Here is an 18,824-nt window from a genome sequence, read left to right as displayed (position 1 = left end):
TCTAAAAAGCCAGAAATAAATTCTAATAATTAAGAACACGACTGGCAGTTTAGGCAACAGGCTGATATGATAAATGAAAACGCTTTAAAAGGGGGCTTCCAAGTGGATGGACATGCCATTCTTGATGCCATTCAAGACGGAATACTTGTCATTGACGAGCAAGGGATTGTCAGGAAAATCAATGCCGAATATACACGCATCACGGGCGTGTTTGCACAGGACATTATTGGCAAGCCTCTTCTAGAAGTCAGGCCAGAAGCACACCTTGTTTCCACGCTAAAAGACAAAAACGTACGTGTCGGCGTATATAGAAAAGTCAATGGCCGAGAATACTTAGTCGATATGGCGCCTATTTTTGATGGCGGCCAAGTGGTGGGAGCCGTCTCAATCTGTAAAGGCAAACAAGAAGTGCTGGATTTGACAAAGACAATCGAACAGCAAAAACAACAAATTCAATGGTTGCAGCAAAAAGTAGATGCGAGTTTTCAAGCGGCCCATCATTTTGAATCGATCATTGGGTATAATCAAGGGTTAAAAGAGGTAACGGCGATTGCCCGCAAAGCAGCAACCGCTCCTTTTCCATTCCTGATTACAGGAGAGAGCGGAACAGGGAAAGAGCTTTTTGCACAGGCCATTCATAGAGGAGGGAAAAATGCCTCACAACCGTTTGTACCAATAAACTGTGCAGCGATTCCAAAAGACTTGCTGGAAAGTGAATTGTTTGGCTACGAAACGGGCGCTTTTACAGGTGCCCAAAAAATGGCAAACTTGGCTTATTTGAGTTGGCTGACAACGGTACGTTGTTCCTTGATGAAATCGGCGAACTCCCCCTTTCCTTACAAAGCAAACTGCTACGCGTCTTACAAGAAGGGACAATACGAAGGCTTGGCGCTTTAAAGGAAAAACGCGTTTGTACACGTATTATCGCTGCGACCAACCAAAACATGACGGACTTAGTGAGCAAAGGTTTGTTTCGAGAAGATTTATATTATCGTTTATGTGTGTTCCAACTTCACATTCCGCCGTTGCGTGAGCGAAAAGAAGATATCCCTTTGCTTGCCAAAACGCTCCTAGCCAACCAATCTGACGCAAAGGCAGTTGGGCAAGTAAACATTAGCGAGGACGCATTGGAAAGGCTCGAGCACTATCATTGGCCTGGGAATGTGCGCGAACTAAAGAATGCACTCCAATTTGCCCTTTGCATGATGGATGAACCGGTTTTGCACGCTAGCCATCTGCCGCCGCATTTGGCAACGGACCATGGGCAAAGGGCCACACCAATGTTGTTCACTCCTCCTGCGTCATTAAAAGCAGGCATGGAGGAAGCAGAACGGCAGCTTATTAAAAACGTACTTGCCAATTGTGCGAATCATTTAGAAGGCAAAAAGCAGGCAGCAAAACGATTAAACATTTCCTTGGCGACGCTATACAATAAAATGAAGAAATACCGTTTGTAATTGTAGGGAGAACGGAAAAAAACCGGACGGAAATTGTCCGGTTTTTTCTGTATAACTTGCGCAGAAGCCATTGCCTTCTTTAATGAGCTTCCAACAAAGGGCGCTCTGCTACCATCTTTATAAATGCTTGATGCAAGCGGGCGTCATCCGTCAATTCAGGATGGAACGAACACGCAAGGAAAGAGCCTTGCTTGACGGCAACGATTTCTCCGTTGTATTCGCTTAAAATGTCTACATCTGGTCCGACTTCTTTAACAAGCGGCGCGCGAATGAAAACAGCAGTCAGCTTTTCGGCTATCCCTTTCACATCAAGCGTTGCTTCAAAACTATCCCGTTGCCGCCCAAACGCATTGCGCTCAACAACCATGTCGATGAAACCTAAGTGCCCATCTTGCTCACCAGAAAGAGTCTTTGCCATCAATATCAGTCCAGCACATGTGCCTAATATCGGCTTTCCCGATTCGCCAAATTCACGCAACGACTTAAAAAGTTGATACTTGTCAATCAGCCTACGCATTGTCGTCGATTCACCGCCTGGCAAAATAAGCCCATCTATCTCTGCTAGCTGATCTGGACGCTTTATTTCGATTGCTTCTGCGCCGCTGTTCGTTAATAAACGGATATGTTCACTAACCGCGCCTTGTAAGGCTAACACTCCAATTTTCATAGGCTTACCACCCACGGTCCTGCATCCGCTCTGCCGGCGCCAATGTCGCCACATCAATTCCTTTCATGGCGGAGCCAAGGTTTTTCGAAAGCTCGGCAATCCGTTCATAATCTGTGTAATGGGTTGTCGCTTCCACAATTGCCCGAGCAAATTTTTCAGGGTTGTCTGATTTAAAGATGCCAGATCCGACAAAAACGCCGTCAGCGCCTAGATGCATCATCAGAGCAGCATCCGCTGGCGTGGCGATGCCCCCTGCGGCAAAATTGACGACAGGCAATTGGCCCGTTTCCTTAATGTGCAACAATAATTCATAAGGGGCGCCTAACTGCTTGGCTTCAGTCATCAACTCATCTGTGGACATATGAGCTACTTGTTTGATTTGCGCCTGCATTTTTCGCATATGGCGAACTGCTTCAACAATATTGCCCGTTCCTGGCTCGCCTTTTGTGCGAATCATTGAAGCGCCTTCGCCAATTCGGCGCGCTGCTTCGCCGAGATCACGGGCACCGCAGACAAACGGCACTGTAAAATCGCGCTTGTTTAAATGATAAACTTCATCAGCCGGTGTTAGCACTTCGCTTTCATCAATATAATCGACACCCATCGCTTCCAAAACTTTCGCTTCAACGATATGGCCAATGCGCGCTTTTGCCATGACTGGAATCGAGACAGCGTTTAACACTTCTTCTGTCACAGTTGGGTCTGCCATTCTCGCAACGCCGCCAGCTGCGCGGATATCAGATGGCACCCGTTCTAACGCCATGACCGCTACAGCACCAGCTTCTTCAGCGATTTTGGCTTGCTCGGCATTAATGACATCCATAATAACGCCGCCTTTTTGCATTTGCGCCATTCCTTGTTTAACCCGGTCCGTTCCTACTACTTTTTCCATTTGGCCCACTCCTTTATCGTTTGCTTTTTTTTGATTTGCTGACTAGTATAGAAAACAACTGACCACATTGTAAGTGTCAGTTTTCAAGAAAGTGATGAGGTCAGAAAAAGGAGCGGTCTACATGGAATTGCTATGGTGCGAATTAAATCGAGATTTGCCAACGCCCTTATATGAACAATTGTACGCCCACATCAAAACGGAAATTACGGAAGGCCGCATTGGCTATGGTACAAAACTTCCCTCTAAACGCAAACTAGCCGACTCTTTAAAATTAAGCCAAAACACGGTTGAAGCAGCTTACGAGCAGTTAGTAGCAGAAGGCTATGTCGAAGTAATTCCAAGAAAGGGATTTTATGTACAAACCTATGAAGACTTAGAATATATTCGAGCTCCGAAAGCACCTGGAGATGCGTTAGAAACAAAGCAAGACGCGATTCGCTACAATTTCCACCCGACCCACATTGACACAACCAGTTTTCCATTTGAGCAATGGCGCAAGTATTTTAAACAAACGATGTGTAAGGAACATCACCGCTTATTACTAAATGGAGACAATCAAGGCGAGGCATCATTTCGGCGCGAAATCGCCTATTACTTGCATCATTCACGGGGTGTCAATTGCACGCCAGAACAGGTAGTAGTCGGAGCAGGGGTGGAGACCTTACTGCAACAGCTTTTCTTGCTCCTTGGCGCAAATAAAGTCTACGGAATTGAAGACCCAGGCTACCAACTAATGCGGAAATTGCTATCCCATTATCCAAACGATTATGTCCCTTTTCAAGTAGATGAAGAAGGCATTGATGTTGACAGCATCGTGCGCACACCGGTAGATGTCGTTTACACAACGCCATCGCGCCACTTTCCTTACGGTTCTGTCTTATCGATCAATCGCCGCAAGCAATTGCTTCATTGGGCAGAAGCACACGAAAACCGCTATATTATTGAAGACGATTACGATAGTGAATTCCGCTATACAGGAAAAACTATTCCATCTTTGCAAAGCATGGACGTCCATAACAAAGTCATTTATTTAGGCGCCTTTTCGAAATCATTGATTCCGTCTGTCCGCATCAGTTATATGGTATTGCCGGCACCACTTGCTCACTTATATAAAAACAAGTTTTCTTACTACCACTCAACGGTGTCGCGCATTGACCAGCAAGTACTGACGGCATTTATGAAACAAGGGGACTTTGAAAAACACTTAAACCGGATGCGGAAAATTTACCGCCGCAAGTTAGAAAAAGTTCTGAGCTTGTTGAAACGATATGAAGACAAGCTATCGATAATCGGTGAACGTTCCGGTCTCCATATCGTGCTCGTCGTAAAAAATGGAATGGATGAACAGACACTGGTTGAGAAAGCATTAACCGCCAAGGCAAAAGTGTATCCATTATCTGCTTACTCCCTTGAACCTGCAATCCACCCGCCTCAAATTGTAATCGGCTTTGGAAGTATTCCTGAAGACGAATTGGAAGAAGCGATCATGACAGTGTTGAATGCGTGGGGGTTTTAGTCGGGGGGAATTAAAAACAGAAGTTTTCACTTATCGCTTTCTAAATGGACCGTATGCCCTGTATCAGGGTCAATATAAGATGGATGGGGTTCGGCCTCAAAATACTCCAATCCATTTGTATCAGGAATATCTTTAGGATCAAGGTGAATGACATGTGGGTTCAGTATCGTTTCCCGTAGCAGCTGAGGCGTGCCTCGGCGCAGCCAACTAAAACAACTGCAAGTATAGACCTTGCCAAAAGTCTATACATGGAGAAATCCCTTTCCTATTCTACTAGTAAGAAAAAGGTACATGAAGAAAGTTGAAAATAATTCAATATTTCCCCACCACCTTTTTTCCTTTTCAAAGACTGCGCCTTCTTGCCACTATCTACCATGGGGGTTGCTGCGGATTTTACTTTCACCAGCCACAGCCTACCTTAAAATCCCCTTCAGGCAGTATAAACGCTGCTTAAAGGGGATGTGTGCTTCTATACAGCAACTTAGAGCTATTGGTTGTTCGGTTTACCGAGTAATGCGTGGATCGGTGAAAACATCGCTTCCATCATCGCTGTGGGAAGAAAACTCGCTAATTATCGCACCTTGGGGCCCCGCTTGAAACCAGTGACGGGTGTTAGGCGGAATCGTGTATTGTTCCCCTGGCAGGAGCACAATTTCGTTAGCGGCCGTGTAATAAGCAGCATCTTCAGCTGGCGGATGGCCACTTGGATCGTTTGTTGCCTCCCCTTCAACAAATAGATGGACGCGGCCAAAACGGCAACGAAACGTTTCTTCTTTTCCAGGCGTGCCATCTCGTTGCGGTGGGTGTTTATGTTCTGGGCATGTTTGGTTCGGGAACAACACCAATTCTTTGGCGCAGTAGCGGCGGCTGTTTACATAAGTGAACAGCTGCAAACCACTTCGCTCAAGGCGGCCTAGCCCAAAGTCGGCAATTTCGATATTGTCTGCTTCTTGGTCCGTTAAGAGAAACCCTTGCTCTTCAAGAGCTTCTCGTGTTTTTTGCTTAGCTGTTTCCATATTCACTACTTACAACCCCTTCGTCAAGCTGAAGTCGTCAAGGTCGACTTCCTCCTCTTCAGGTTCTTGTTCCATTGCCTCTTCCTCTTGTTTGACTGCCGGTTTCCACAATGATAACAACGTGCCGGTAATGAGGCTGCCGATCGCAAGCGCCAACACAAAGTACCAAGGTTCAATCATCAGCGGTACAACAAACAAACCGCCATGTGGGACAGTGCTTCCTACTCCCCATACCATCGAAAGCCCGCCTGCAACCGCTGAGCCAAATGAGCACGAAGCAACAACTCGAATCAAGTCCCGCGCAGCAATCGGGATAACCCCTTCTGTGATCATGCAAATGCCCATTGGCACGGCTGCTTTTAATGTTTCTTTTTCTGCTTTTGTATATTTGTATCTTGTAAATAGGAAAGATAGAGCAATACCGAAGACAGGCACCATGGAGCCAATGAATTTTACTGCTTCTGGTTCATAAATGCCTTCTACAAGCAGCCCATCGGCAAATAACGAGGCCGTTTTGTTGACAGGGCCGCCAAAGTCAAAACTGGACATTGCGCCGAGGATCGTCCCCATAAAGAAGCGCGAACCACCTTCCATCGATTGCAACAGCCCTAGCAGGGAGTTTTGCATGCTGGCAATGGGCTGGCCAATGATTGTCAACATAAGCAGCCCAGAGAAAGCGGTTGCAAGTAGAGGAATAATCATGACAGGCATAAGACCAATCATGCTCTTTGGCACTTTCACATACTTTTTGATCGCCAAAACGACATAGCCTACTAAAAAGCCGCCGAGTATGCCGCCGATAAAACCAGCCTGAATTTCATTAGCAATAAAGCCAATAACGAGGCCAGGGGCGAAAGCCGGACGGTCCGCAATCGACATTGCAATCGCTGCTGTAAAAAGGGGAACGACGAGCGTCATGCCCCAACCGCCAATTTGGTTCAAGTAAAAGGGGATCGTTCCTTCATGGTTGGCGACATCAGCTCCTCCGAAGATTTGCCCTAAAGCAATGCACAAGCCGGCCGCAACAATCAGTGGGATCATATAGGAAATACCAGTCAACAGATGTTTTTTAATCGTCAAGCCGATTGATTTCATGCTGCTTCTCCCCTTTACACGTTTGCGTTCAATTCAGCTTCAATTTTCTTGATGAGCTGCTTTGGCGATTTGATGGCAATATGCGTCGGGATGCGGATGACTTTTTTCTCTTTGAAACGATCGCGCCCCGATATGCTAATGTCTGCTGCAATGATGACGACGTCCGCTTCCTTGATCTCGTTTGCTGTCAACTCATCTTCCGTGCCGATCGTCCCTTGTGTTTCAATCTTTACTTCGTGCCCTGCTTCTTGTGCCGCTTTTACAAGCTTTTCTTTCGCTAAAAATGTATGGGCAATCCCTGCCGTACAAGCCGCAACACCAACAATTTTCATGATTCTCCCTCCTGTTCATCAAATGCCTGTATAATGTCGTCTTTTGAGTTCGATTCAAGCAATGCTGCGCACACTTCATCACGGGCAAGCGCACCAGCTACTTTGGCCAGAAGCTTTAAATGAAGATTGCCCTCATCTTCTTTGCGCACCGCAAACAAGATAATCGCCTGAACCGGTTTTCCGTCTAACGTTTCCCAACCAATTGGCTGTTTCGTCCGGCCGATGGCAATCGCTGTGTGGCGAACAGCATCCGACTTGCCATGGGGAATGGCGACCCCGCCGCCAATCCCCGTCATGCCTTGAGCTTCCCGTTCATATACATCTTTTTCAAAGCCTTCTTTTGATTCGATTGCCCCATTCTCATCAAGCAATTCGATTAATTCTTTAATCGCGTCTTCTTTCGAGGTCGCGCTTAAATCAAGCTTGATCACGTCTTTATGCAATAACTCCGCTAGCTTCATTGGCCTGTTTCCCCTTTCACTCACTGAGCTTGTACAACGGTGCTTTGCCTGTTGAACCGAAAAGCGCCATTTTTTTGCGCAACACTGCTTTCGCCGCTTCTCGGGCTTCAGGCATTAACACGTCCGGTTCAAAATCGTGTGGTTTCTCTTGGAGCGTTTGGCGCAACTGGTTGAAAAAGGCGCGTTTCATATCGCTAGAGAGGTTGATTTTTGCTACCCCTAATTGTGTCGATTGGCGGATGTCCTCATCTGGATTATCCGAGCCGCCATGGAGGACTAATGGGATGCCTACTGACTCATTGATTTTCTCCAGCCGGTCCAGTTGGATTTTTGGCTTCATATGCTTTGGATAGAATCCATGAGATGTGCCAATCGCGACGGCAAGTGTGTCGCAGCCTGTACGTTCAACAAATTCCCGTGCTTCATCTGGTTCAGTGTAAAGAATTTGGTCTGCGCCTCCTTCAGAGCTGCCGTCATTGTTGCCGATTGTTCCTAGCTCGGCTTCTACGGAAACACCGACTGAGTGGGCTATTTCAACCGCTTGTTTCGTCAAGGCAATATTTTCTTCAAACGGCAAATGGGATGCATCCATCATCACCGATGTATAGCCATTTTGGATCGCCTGGGCAATATCAGCCAATGTCGCCCCATGGTCGAGGTGGATCACAATTGGCACGCGGGCACGGTGTGCTGCTTCTCTGGCGTAAGCGATAAACTCATTGCCTATAAGCGCCAACTCATTAGGATGGATTTGTAAGATTGCTGGCGATTTTTCTTCCTCTGCCGTCTCAATAATGGCGGATAGCAATTCGCTATTAGAAACATTGTAGGAGCCAACTGCAAATTTTTGTTCATATGCGACTTTAAGCAATTCTTTCATCGTGATAAGCATATAGTTTCCTCCAAGTTAAGGTTATAATGACAAACTATTCCGAAATCCTTGGTACGACTTCATGTCTTGAAGACGTGCCGTTTTACTAAGTTGATAAATTTCGCGAAAGATTGATTCGTACAACACGGTGTCCCGTTCACTCACCAACAGCAAGAACACCATTTGGACTGTCCGCTCTCCCCATTGGACGGCACGGCTGTTCATGCCGACAAAAATTTTTGTTTCCGGGGCATCGATTGAAATAAGTGGATGGGGCACAGCCATGCGGTTGCCAATGTCTGTGGCAGACAATTGCTCCCTCGATTCAATCGATGGCAAGTACACTTCGGCTCCTGCCTTTTTCACAAGCAAGCGCAACACTTCTTCTTTTGTCTGCCCATTTAAACGGAAAAAGCAATCTTCTGTAACACGGGCCTGCAAAATCCCATAAGTTAAGCATTCTTTAATACGGGCAATGTCTTCTTTTGTGATGAAATCGCCTTCGATATACAATGTCTTGTGCTGCGTCTTGAGCTCCTTGGACGTCGTTAGTACAAACGCAGCATCGCGGGGTACCGCTGAAGGAGCATAAGGAATATAGATTTCCTGAATGGACACTTGCGGATATGCTTGTTCAACTTTTTGTTTCATTAACGTTGTCACAGCCAAGCTTTTTGTACTGATTAAGGGAATGCGAATTGGCTTTCGTTCCATTCGGTCAATTGCCGCTTGCAAATGAAGGGCTAAGTAGCTTACTTCTGCTTCAGGAACGGAAATAGACAACTTTTCTCCTAATTCTTCAGCAAAGACAACCGCCATTTGAAACGCTTGAATGTATTGGGCTTTAATCATCGATAACGATGGAGCTTCGATTTCATATTGGTCTTGTAATACGGACAACATATTTTGCAAATGCAACGTTAAATGCCTTAGCAGCTTTTGGTCGCCTATTAAATCGACGCCGTACTGCTTCTCGAGTAACGACAACCCTGCTAAGCAGGCCGCCTGTAGCCGTTCAGAAGCGGCTGTGTTGCCGTTTTTTTGGATCGGAAGCAACTTGAAGGCGATGCAATTAGAAGCAAGATAAGCAAGTTCCCCATCGGGGCAACATGGCCAACCAATCGCATTCGCTATTTGTTCAGCCAGTTTCCAGTTTGCTCCTGCTTGCGCGCTATTGTTTGTGCTTAATTCATGCGTTTTTGCGCGATGGACAGCGACAAGCACTACAGCCAATAACTTTGCCCAGACACTGGCCGACACATAGATGCTATTTGCATCTAAAACATCGCTTAGCTTTTTGCCTATATCGGCAATGCTTTGCGGAGTATGCCATCCTGAAAAGGCCGTTGTCATTTGTGAAATCGCTTCTTGCTTTGCAGCAAATTCATTGTTGAACAAACTTGTCAACAACATCCGTTTATCTTGCTCATTCCCAAGCAAGCGAATTCCACAAAAAGGCTTTGTTTCAAACATGGCTTTTCGGTCATACTGCTTCAGCCATTCCGACATCCGCATCACATCACTATGGATCGTTTGCGGGGAGACAAAATGGGTTTCCGCAAACTTGTCATAGCTCATCCATCCATTTGCATCAAGCAATTCTTTGACAAGCTGAAAAGCCCGTTTGTGGTAATCTAAATCTAAATGAGGGCGCTCGTTAAACTGCGTTAATGTCCCTCTCAATTTATACCCAAGGCGGTTGTTGGAAACAATTTCTGCATTGATTAAATAGTCCTCATTCAAAATGCGAATGTCATTGCGAATCGTCCGGTCGCTCACGCCTAGCTGTTCGCCTAGCTCCCGGCCTGACAAAAATCGCCCCTCCTTTTCTTTTAATAATTGAAGCAGTCTGGCATGCCGTTTCTTCAATGCGACCACCTCCTAATTCTCACTATAGATGGGCTCGCCTTTTCCTGCTAGGCTATCCTATTTCCTAAATGGTTAGGAAGTAAGCGCTGTCATCCATTGCTGTTTTTAGCCTAAACCTTATAAATCAGTTTACCTCTTCCTGTTATTTTAACATGGCATGACGTCTTCTCTTTCTTACAATAATTCCCACATACCATTTATGCCCGCCTATTATACTGATTTTTGAAACCGATACGCGCTTAGTCAGTCCAGTTGCTTAGATAGATCACTCTAGATGCTTATTATCCGTACCATGATGACCGGTTTTAACTTCCTCAAATAAACTAGGTTTTCCACTATTTTCTTTTCCTGCTTTTATTTCTTTCGTTATCGGAGACCGGCCTAAATAATTGGCTAGCAAAGTTTCCATTTGGGCATGAGTAATTGGTTTTGCCCAATCAAACAGTTCATAGCCAAGCCCTCCGTTAGACTCAATTGTTGCCGTTTTTACATCACCGATGTTCGCAATTCCTTGTTGCCTTAGTTGCATTTCTAAAGTATCCACTGTCATTCTAAGCTTTTTCAAATTTTGTATATGCAGTTGGCCGTCACGGATAACGACAATAGCCGGGCCTTTCATTACCATTTCAAATGCATTCCATTTCAGTTGCATGAACTCAACAACTAGCAACACGAGTATAAACACGACCGCTGCCGTTATCGTCAGTACAATATGTTTATTTGCAATCGGTTGGACAATCACAGTACCAATTGAAATCATTATAATTGTCGTGGGGATGGTCATTTGTGAAATTGATTTTCTACCAGAAATCTTAAGCAGCAGCATACCGATAACAATTAAAAGCAGAGACCTCCATATTTCGTTCCAAATATCGCCCATAATGCGCTACCCCTTTTACGGTTTTATCCTATTTTTATCAATTGCCCCTATTTCATTCATTTACTTTCGTTGAACCGTTCATAGTCGTGCACGAGCAGTACTTGGCGACACACCTTCAGGCTTACGAAAACAAGGTTTTGGTCATGTCCAAATGCGCGGCATTTCCGTCAGACTGAATGGATACCACCACAATCATTGACTTTACATCTTTTGCATGGCAACTCGACCATTTTTCTGTCTCCTTTTATCGTGGTTTCCGTTATAAAAACAGCAAAAAGCCTTTAAGCACACTTGAAAGATACGTTCAAGACGCTTAAAGGCCTTACTTGGCTGCTTTATTAAAAAATATACTTTATTTGCGCTTCTTGCCCATGTTCTTTGCTGAGGAAAATCAGCGACACGAAATTTAAATAAACCGCCCCTCTCTAACCAAGCTGGAGAAAGGGACGGTTATATTTCCCTTTACGCATGCTTACTTAATACTTAAAATCTATCTCACACGAGTGATCGTAAAGCAACTTTCATCCCATGTTCTAATATATTTTGCACATGGAACGTAACCGTTTCCGTCAATTCTGGGACAGCTGTTAAATCTGTCTCCCAAAACTCCTGATTGCTAAGAAACAAATGAATTTTACGCTGCAAATCGTCGGCATTGTCATTAAAAAGAATTTGAATGAAACGAAGCGTTTTTTCATTCTCTCTAATTGGATACACAGTATCCCCGCGTTTACCAAACCATACATGATCCTTAACATAATCAGGACGGTAAAAGACGTATAAAGCGGCTAATGAAAATGTTAAAGCTTCTGGAAGGGCATCGTTTTTCCTCACCGCTTCCAAAAAAGAAGGCAATATCCTAGTCTTCCATTTAAAGATGGCGTTCAGTGAAATGTCTAATAGATGATGCTGATTAAAGGGATTGCTAAACCTTTCTAATGTAGCGTCTGCAAAGCGAATCTTTTCCTCTTCATTGGCCTGAAGCAAGGGCAAGATTTCTTCGTAAACTCCTTTACGGATAAAATGCTGGAGCTCCTGATCTTCCATCGCTTCCTTCACAGTATCCAGGCCAGATAGATACGCCGCCGCAAACATCATTGTATGAGCACCATTAAGAATTCGAACCTTCAGCTCTCGAAATGGAGCTACAGGCTTCCAATGGACGTTTAATCCAGCCTGCTCGAAAGGCAACTGTGCCGCTATTTCCGGTTTTTTGGCCTCTATGGCGAATAAATGAAACGGTTCACAGATTGTTAAAAGCACATCCTCATAGCCTAACTCTTGATTAAATTGCTCAACCCCTTCCCTAGGAAAGCCTGTGACAATACGGTCTACAAGCGTATTGCAGAACTGATTATGCTGTTCGACCCAGTCTATAAAGGATGGAGGGAAGCCCCATTCCGTTGCCAGCCTAATGACAATTTCCTTCAGCAGTTGCCCGTTGTTGCCCAACAGCTCACAGGGGAATATGATCATGCCCGCTCCCTTATCACCTTGGAACGTTTGAAAACGATGATAGAGATAAGCAGCCACCTTTCCTGGAAAAGATAGGGGAGAGCGTTCCTTGTCGTACGCCTCTTGCAAATACGTTATTCCGGCTTCAGTGGTGTTGGAAAACATAAAACGAACTTCACTGTTTTCAGCTACCTCAAGAACTTTTTGCCAATCTGTATAGGGATTAATTCCCCTGCTGATCGAAGTCACAATCTCCCTTTCATCCACCTCTGCCCCATTTAACATTCCTCGCTGCACCAACGTATACAAACCGTCCTGTGCGTTTAATTTAGGCACCACTTTACCGTGTGGAGTCGGTTGTATCGCTACAATTGAGCCATTAAACAAGCCTTTTTTATTCAACGTATGAATCATCCAATCGACAAAGCCGCGCAAAAAATTCCCCTCACCAAACTGGATGATACGCTCTGGCAAATGCTGGTTGCAAGCTTTGTTAGCGTCCTGTAGGAGCTGCTTCTTGGCTTGATTTTGAGCTAAGAATTTTTTTGTTAACTGTTCCATTCCAAGGTCCCCTTTGTGTGTAGCCTTTCAGTAAGATTGTATTTTATGAGCTTAAAGGGTAACACCATCTTTAAAAATAGCGATCTCTTTAAAACCGTACTGCTCATTTTTTGTTTTCGTTTTTCCCGAAGCGACCTGAAGCAGATAGGTGAAAAAGTCCTTTTTGACATCGTCCATACTTCTGCCTTGGATGAGCTGTCCAGCGTTATAATCAATCCAATTCCTCTTCTTTTCAAATAGTGCCGTATTGGTTGAAATTTTAACCGTTGGCACAGGGCCGCCAAACGGGGTTCCCCTTCCTGTGGTGAACAGCACAATATGGGCACCAGCTGCAGCAAGGTTTGTGACGGATACTAAGTCGTTTCCTGGACCTTGTACGATGTTCAGACCCTGCTTTGTAACCTTAGAACCATAAGGGAGGACGTCGACGACAGGGGCAAATCCACCCTTTTGGACACAGCCAAGTGACTTTTCCTCCAGTGTTGTAATGCCTCCTTTTTTATTGCCTGGAGAAGGATTTTCGTAGACCGGCTGGTTATACTTAAGGAAATACTCCTTGAAACCGTTCACAACATCAACTAAATCGTTAAATACCTTCTTATCCGTAACCCGATCCATCAGAATGGTCTCTGCGCCAAACATTTCAGGCACTTCCGTCAAAATCGTTGTCCCTCCTGCGGAGATAAGCATATCGGAAAACGCTCCGACCATCGGATTTGCGGTGATTCCTGAGAATCCGTCTGAACCTCCGCATTTTAAACCAACTTTTAACTTTGAAAGGGGAATAGGCTCTTTTTTAAACGTTTTTGCGTAGCTGACTAGATCCCCGAGTAAATCGAGGCCCTCCTCAAGTTCATCCTCCACGTCTTGGACAGCGAGAAACTTCACTCGCTCTTCATCGATTTCTGATAGGACCTGTTTAAAGGTGTCTATAAAATTGTTTTCACACCCTAGGCCTAGTACGAGAACCCCTGCAGCGTTAGGATGTTCTACTAGTCTTCCTAATATTTTTTGGGTATTATGCAAATCATCGCCTAGTTGGGAGCAGCCAAGGGGATGAGGAAAATGATAGATGCCATCGATCCCTTCCTCTTGATATGCCTCGTTTCCCATTTTAGCCAGAATCTCTGCCGTTTTATTGATACAGCCTACGGTATTGATAATCCATATTTCATTACGAATGCCAGCTTCCCCGTTCTTGCGCCAGTACCCATCAAAAGTGAACGTCGATTCCCGAACACGAAACGGCTGAGATTTATGTTGATACTGATAATCGAGCGTTCCTGATAGCTTCGTAACAACATTATCGGTGTGTACCCAGTCCCCTTTTTGAATAGGCTTGCTCGCCTGACCAATAGGAAATCCGTATTTTATGATGTCTTCTCCTACAGCGATGTCTCTAATAGCGATTTTGTGACCAGAAGGAACGTCTCTGGATAAAGGAATATGCTCCTCTTTAAACAGGATACGTTCATGTTTTTGTAGCTCTTTTAAGCTGACGATTACGTTGTCTGTAGGGTGAACCTGAAAAAAAGCGTTAGACAATATCAAGACCTCCTTATTTATCGAACACGCATTCAATCTAGCCCCATGGTGTCCTGTTGTTGCTGGTACCGTTAGAGTATAAGCTCCTATTTCCCCATAATGGATGGCTTCATCGTTTTTCATTTATGGATCAGGAGAACAGAGAAGGCAGCCATAGCGAGATCGCTGGGAAATAAGCAACAAGCAAGATTGCAATCATTAGAACAATATAAAAAGGCCACGCCTCTTTAATGAAATCTTCGACCTTCACTTTGGTGATTGCCGTTGTCGTAAACATAATCGTCCCAATAGGGGGAGTGATCGTGCCGACACTAAGACAAAGAATAAAGAAAATCCCAAAACTAACTGGATCTATACCGAATGTTTGAATCATAGGCATAAAGATAGGTGTGAGAATAATAAGTAAAACGTTTCCTTCAATAAACATGCCTACAACGAGCAAAAAGATCATAATGACAAATAAGAAGACGGCAGGGCTCTCGATAAAATTGGTTACGGTTCCAGTTAGTTGCTGCGGAATTTGCTCCAGCGTTAAAATCCAACCGAAGGCCGTTCCTGCTGCAATAATGATCATGATCGTTGCCGTCAAATTGACCGATTCTTTTAAAGCGGTAATGAGCTGATTGCCCTTCATCTGGCGATAAATAAAAAACCCTAAAATAAGAGCGTAGATAACAGCAATCGCCCCAGCTTCAGTTGGGCTGAACACGCCAAAGCGAATCCCCCCGATAATGATAATCGGCAACAGAATCGCAAACGCTGCATCCTTGGAAGCAATAAGCATTTCTTTCGGTTTAGCCGCTGGCTTTTTTTCCGTTTCAAAGCCCCTTTTCTTAGCGACAAAATGAACGAGTATCAGGAAAATCACACTGAGCATCAGGCCCGGTACAATGCCAGCCAGAAACAGATTGCCGATAGACACGTTCCCGATATAGCCGTACATAATCAGGGCTATCCCTGGGGGAATGATCGGTGTAATCAGAGATGTCGCCGCTGTTAATGCTGTTGAGAAAGCAGGCGGATAATCGCGCTTCGTCATTTGGGGGACAAGTACTTTGGACTGCATGGCCGCGTCGGCGATATTAGACCCCGACAAGCCTCCCATCAGCACACTGAGCAATACATTGACCTTCGCTAGCCCACCTGTCATATGTCCAGTCATGACCTGGGCAAAGTTAAGCATTCTTTCCGTAATTCCGGTATAGTTCATCAGAATCCCTGCTGTTATAAAGAAAACGATCGCAAGGAGAGGAAAGGATTCTACGCCACTCATCATTCTTTGGATTAAGATTTCATGTGTGAAGCTGTCATTCATTATAAAGTAGTACGCGCAGCCGGCAATAATGGCGTAGGCTACCGGAATATTCAATATGATCAGAGCAAACATGATGATTAAAGCGATTGTTAAATCCATCCTTACTCCAGTCCTCTCTCTTGATGTATATAAGCCCAGTCTCTTTTGAGAAACACTTTAAGGAGATGAAACACGGCTAGCAACGAACCTAGCGGCACCGCCAAATTAATGAATGTATAACTGATCCCAAGCACTGGAGTTACTTTGGCTATACCGTGAATGGCAAACGCAGCCCCCCAGTAGATAAACACAAGGATAGTGGCAGCAAAAATCACGACAAGCCTTGCCACCTGAACATAATGGCGAATTTTATCCGGCATTTTTCGGACGAAATAATCGATCCCTACGTGTGAATTGTGCTTGATCCCAGAGCTAATACCGATAAACGTAAGCCATATAAACAACGCCAAACTTACTTCCTCAGTCCATGTGATCGGATTGTTTAAGACAAACCGGAAAATTACGTTTGAGCTGATGAGAATAATAATTCCTGATAAAGCAAGAACTCCTAGATAATCATCCAAATGATGAAAAAAACGCTTCATGTTTATCACCTCTACGTTGTTGTGAGTGTAAGCTTTCCTCTAAGCATCTATGCCGCTTCTACCATAGACAAGGGAGTTGTAAACTCCTTCTAATCACGGTTATCCAGCAGCTCTTGAATCGTTTCTTGTAGATCAGGGCTCCATTCAGGAATACGGTTAAAAATCTCCTGTGCTCTTTCCTTAAACGGCTCGACATCAATCTCGTTAATCTTAATCCCTTGTGAAGCAAAATCTTCGAGAACCTTTTGCTCCTCCTCGGCAACAATCATTTTTTCAAATTCCCCTGCTTCATCCCCTGTTGTCTTTAAAATGTCTCGCAAGTCAGCTGGTAAGGAGGCCATGAAATCATTCCCAGTTACCCATGGGCTGATAATCTTCGTATGTCCCGTTAACGCTAGAAATTTCGCGACTTCATGTGTTTTTGAGCCAGAGAGAACAGGTAGCGGATTCTCAGCTCCATCAATCACCCCCTGCTGCAAGGAAGCATACATATCGGATAAAGGAAGCGGGGTTGGAGAAGCTCCAAGCACATTGAACGTATGAATATACATCTGGTTGTTTGGAACTCGGATTTTTAGCCCTTTTAAATCCTCTGGTGTCAGAACCTCTTTTGTTGTCATGAGATGGCGCTCACCATAGAGAGTGTTTGTTGTCACAATCTCTAAACCTTCCTGCCTCAAGTCATCCTCGAGCGATTTAAACCAATCCGTTGTCGTCAGGTAGAATAAATCCTCTACGTCGTCTACTAAATACGGAGCCGTCATCACTCCGAAATCAGGGACAAAGTTCATTAAGAAATCATAACCCGTAAAGATGATCACATTGCTCCCAAACAGCGCCTGCTCCACTACGTCCGCTTCAGAGCCTAGCTGTGAGCTGGGGTATAACCGTATGTTCAACCGTCCGTTGCTCCGTTCTTCGGCAAGCTCCTTCCACTTCCGCGCCATTTGGTCTACTGGTTCACCTGGCTGATTTCCGTAAGCGATATTCACGGTGTAAACCTGGTCTGAGCTATTGCTAGCATCAGACGTACTGCATGCCGTCAGCAAAGCTACACCCATTACAAGAAGTATGAGGGAGTAAATGGTTTTCCCAGTCTTCATTCCATTCAGTCCTTACGTATATTTTTTTATTGCTCGCTATCATTGACAACGCTTTCATTTTTGCCATAACAACCTGTTATCCTTACCTATACTTGATTTAGATAGATGATAGATTCAGGCAAAGGGATGACCTGATTTCTCATCCCCTAGAGCTCTACGATCGCCTTTATCACCTTTGATTCCGGTAACAGCCAGCTATCAAACTGTTCAACCATCTCCATAAAGCTGCAGCGATGGGTAATGTACGAAGCCAGTTTAGTAGAACCTGATTCCAACACCTGTAAGACGTAGGTAAAATCCTCCTTGGTAGCGTTCCTGCTGGCCATTAATGTCATTTCTCTTTTATGAAATTCTGGATCATCAAATTGAATCATTCCGTTAACAAGCCCTACGTAAACCAATTTCCCCCCATGAGCAACATAGTTAAAAGCTTTCATCATGGAATGGTTGTTTCCCGTCGCATCAAAAACAATTGTCGGCAACTCGTCATTCGTTCGTTCATTAAGTTTGGACAGAGGGTTATCCAATGCATGGACTACAGCATCGACTTTGGCCCATTGTTGGCAAAATTCAAGCCTTTCTTCATTAACATCCATAGCGATGACACGGGCACCCTGTTCCTTGGCAAAAAGCATCACGCCCAATCCGATGGGCCCTGCCCCGATCACCAAAACCTGTTCATTTCTTCTTGGCTTCGCCCGATTTACAGCGTGTGCGCCAATAGCAAGAGGCTCAATTAGGGCCGCTTCATCATAGGAAAGACTATTGGTTTTCATTAATTGTTTAGTAGGAACAGCAACCAACTCTTTCATGCCACCATCGACATGAACGCCCAGCACATTCACCTTTGTACAACAATTCGTTTTGCCATTTCGACAAGCATGGCAATTTCCACAGCTTAAATAAGGGATGATCGCTACACGATCTCCTACTTGCAGCCCTTCTGGATTATGTTCGACCTCTTCAATGACACCAGACAGCTCATGCCCTAGTACTCTAGGATAGGAAAAAAAGGGCTGGTTTCCTTTATAAGCATGAAGATCAGTCCCGCATATGCCAATTCGTTTAATCCGAACTAACGCTTCACCTGGCCTAATTGAAGGCGCTTTCTCGTTTGTCATTTTGAATACAGTAGGCCGTTCGCAAACGATGCTTTTCACAGTTTTCCTCCTCATTCTGTCCACTCTTCGTTGTTGCCAAGATTC

At 44.8% G+C, this 18,824-nt stretch carries 17 protein-coding genes and 1 pseudogene; 3 read left to right on the top strand and 15 right to left on the bottom strand.

Features of this window, described 5'->3' with window-relative positions:
- Positions 1–66: 66 nt before the first annotated feature.
- Positions 67–1,305: pseudogene (locus N6H06_RS11845) on the top strand (sigma 54-interacting transcriptional regulator); the annotation flags it as partial.
- 11 nt (positions 1,306–1,316) lie between these two features.
- Entirely contained in the window at positions 1,317–1,457 is a 141-nt protein-coding gene (locus tag N6H06_RS23235; protein WP_450103993.1) for a helix-turn-helix domain-containing protein, read from the top strand.
- Positions 1,458–1,536: 79 nt separating this feature from the next.
- Here N6H06_RS23235 and pdxT read toward each other — a convergent pair whose 3' ends face one another.
- Positions 1,537–2,124, bottom strand: a complete 588-nt coding sequence (pdxT, locus tag N6H06_RS11835) for a pyridoxal 5'-phosphate synthase glutaminase subunit PdxT (protein ID WP_263706744.1) — start codon at positions 2,122–2,124, stop codon at positions 1,537–1,539.
- 4 nt (positions 2,125–2,128) lie between these two features.
- On the bottom strand, positions 2,129–3,016 hold the full coding sequence (gene pdxS / locus N6H06_RS11830; protein ID WP_011245312.1) for a pyridoxal 5'-phosphate synthase lyase subunit PdxS: 888 nt from the start codon (positions 3,014–3,016) through the stop codon (positions 2,129–2,131).
- Positions 3,017–3,137: 121 nt separating this feature from the next.
- Between pdxS and pdxR the strand changes: the two genes are divergently transcribed.
- On the top strand, positions 3,138–4,532 hold the full coding sequence (pdxR, locus tag N6H06_RS11825; protein ID WP_263706742.1) for a MocR-like pyridoxine biosynthesis transcription factor PdxR: 1,395 nt from the start codon (positions 3,138–3,140) through the stop codon (positions 4,530–4,532).
- A gap of 503 nt (positions 4,533–5,035) precedes the next feature.
- Here pdxR and N6H06_RS11820 read toward each other — a convergent pair.
- From N6H06_RS11820 to N6H06_RS11760, 13 genes are all read right to left on the bottom strand, one after another.
- Positions 5,036–5,548 (bottom strand): cupin domain-containing protein, encoded by a 513-nt coding sequence (locus tag N6H06_RS11820; protein ID WP_062749106.1) that lies wholly within the window; start codon positions 5,546–5,548, stop codon positions 5,036–5,038.
- 9 nt (positions 5,549–5,557) lie between these two features.
- Complete coding sequence (locus N6H06_RS11815) at positions 5,558–6,643, bottom strand: PTS fructose transporter subunit IIC (protein ID WP_062748638.1); 1,086 nt, start codon at positions 6,641–6,643, stop codon at positions 5,558–5,560.
- A gap of 14 nt (positions 6,644–6,657) precedes the next feature.
- On the bottom strand, positions 6,658–6,975 hold the full coding sequence (locus N6H06_RS11810) for a PTS fructose transporter subunit IIB (protein ID WP_011245308.1): 318 nt from the start codon (positions 6,973–6,975) through the stop codon (positions 6,658–6,660).
- The gene (locus N6H06_RS11805; protein WP_062748640.1) at positions 6,972–7,436 is read right to left on the bottom strand and encodes a PTS sugar transporter subunit IIA; all 465 of its coding nucleotides are present in this window, start codon (positions 7,434–7,436) and stop codon (positions 6,972–6,974) included. The genes N6H06_RS11810 and N6H06_RS11805 overlap by 4 nt, the downstream gene beginning before the upstream one ends.
- A 16-nt stretch (positions 7,437–7,452) precedes the next feature.
- Positions 7,453–8,328 (bottom strand): ketose-bisphosphate aldolase, encoded by an 876-nt coding sequence (locus N6H06_RS11800; protein WP_011245306.1) that lies wholly within the window; start codon positions 8,326–8,328, stop codon positions 7,453–7,455.
- 21 nt (positions 8,329–8,349) lie between these two features.
- The gene (locus tag N6H06_RS11795; RefSeq protein WP_263706732.1) at positions 8,350–10,176 is read right to left on the bottom strand and encodes a BglG family transcription antiterminator; all 1,827 of its coding nucleotides are present in this window, start codon (positions 10,174–10,176) and stop codon (positions 8,350–8,352) included.
- Between the two features lie 265 nt (positions 10,177–10,441).
- Entirely contained in the window at positions 10,442–11,056 is a 615-nt protein-coding gene (locus N6H06_RS11790; RefSeq protein WP_062748644.1) for a DUF421 domain-containing protein, read from the bottom strand.
- Between the two features lie 495 nt (positions 11,057–11,551).
- Positions 11,552–13,072: a tagaturonate reductase gene (locus N6H06_RS11785; protein WP_263706730.1), complete on the bottom strand. Its 1,521-nt coding sequence runs from the start codon at positions 13,070–13,072 to the stop codon at positions 11,552–11,554.
- A gap of 51 nt (positions 13,073–13,123) precedes the next feature.
- Positions 13,124–14,617, bottom strand: a complete 1,494-nt coding sequence (locus tag N6H06_RS11780; RefSeq protein ID WP_263706729.1) for a UxaA family hydrolase — start codon at positions 14,615–14,617, stop codon at positions 13,124–13,126.
- Between the two features lie 130 nt (positions 14,618–14,747).
- A complete protein-coding gene (locus N6H06_RS11775) occupies positions 14,748–16,031 on the bottom strand; it encodes a TRAP transporter large permease (RefSeq protein WP_062748648.1) in 1,284 nt (427 codons plus the stop codon).
- 2 nt (positions 16,032–16,033) lie between these two features.
- Positions 16,034–16,516: a TRAP transporter small permease gene (locus tag N6H06_RS11770; RefSeq protein ID WP_263706726.1), complete on the bottom strand. Its 483-nt coding sequence runs from the start codon at positions 16,514–16,516 to the stop codon at positions 16,034–16,036.
- Positions 16,517–16,605: 89 nt separating this feature from the next.
- Positions 16,606–17,619, bottom strand: coding sequence for a C4-dicarboxylate TRAP transporter substrate-binding protein (locus N6H06_RS11765; RefSeq protein WP_062748652.1), 1,014 nt, complete (start codon positions 17,617–17,619; stop codon positions 16,606–16,608).
- 146 nt (positions 17,620–17,765) lie between these two features.
- Positions 17,766–18,779, bottom strand: coding sequence for a zinc-binding alcohol dehydrogenase family protein (locus N6H06_RS11760; protein ID WP_263706725.1), 1,014 nt, complete (start codon positions 18,777–18,779; stop codon positions 17,766–17,768).
- Between the last annotated feature and the right edge of the window lie 45 nt (positions 18,780–18,824).

It is taken from the genome of Shouchella tritolerans (assembly GCF_025770735.1).
Taxonomy (GTDB): Bacteria; Bacillota; Bacilli; order Bacillales; family Bacillaceae_D; genus Shouchella; species Shouchella tritolerans.
This window is presented reverse-complemented; position numbering and strand designations above follow the sequence as displayed.